Here is a 459-nt window from a genome sequence, read left to right as displayed (position 1 = left end):
GCGCGTCTCCAGCGCCTGGGCCGGCGCCCAGTACGGCGGCATCGCCATCCCGCGCATCGGCATGGAAGTGCTGGTCACGTTCCTTGAAGGCGACCCCGATCAACCGCTGATCAGCGGCTGCCTGTACCACAAGGAAAACACCGTCCCCTATCCACTGCCGGCGAACAAGACCCGCAGCACCTTCAAGACCCTCAGTTCCATGGGTGGCGGCGGTTACAACGAACTGCGCATCGAAGACAAAAAAGGTCAGGAACAGATCTACCTGCACGCCCAGCGCGACTGGGACGAAAACATCGAGCACGACCAGAAAATCCGCGTCGGCAACGAACGCCACGACACCGTCGAACAGAACAGCTACAGCGAATTCAAGGCCGAAGAACACCACACCGTCTACGCCGACCGCAAAGTCGAAACCCGCGCCAACGACCACCTCACCGTCGGCGTGAATCAGCACATCAA

At 60.6% G+C, this 459-nt stretch carries 1 protein-coding gene; it reads left to right on the top strand.

Translation table 11 applies throughout. From position 1 onward, the window contains the following. On the top strand, positions 1-459 hold a 459-nt coding region (locus DCO47_RS26880; RefSeq protein ID WP_256590277.1), incomplete at both ends, for a phage baseplate assembly protein V.

This window comes from Pseudomonas sp. NDM, assembly GCF_003105095.1.
In the GTDB taxonomy this organism is placed as follows: domain Bacteria; phylum Pseudomonadota; class Gammaproteobacteria; order Pseudomonadales; family Pseudomonadaceae; genus Aquipseudomonas; species Aquipseudomonas moraviensis_A.
This window is presented reverse-complemented; position numbering and strand designations above follow the sequence as displayed.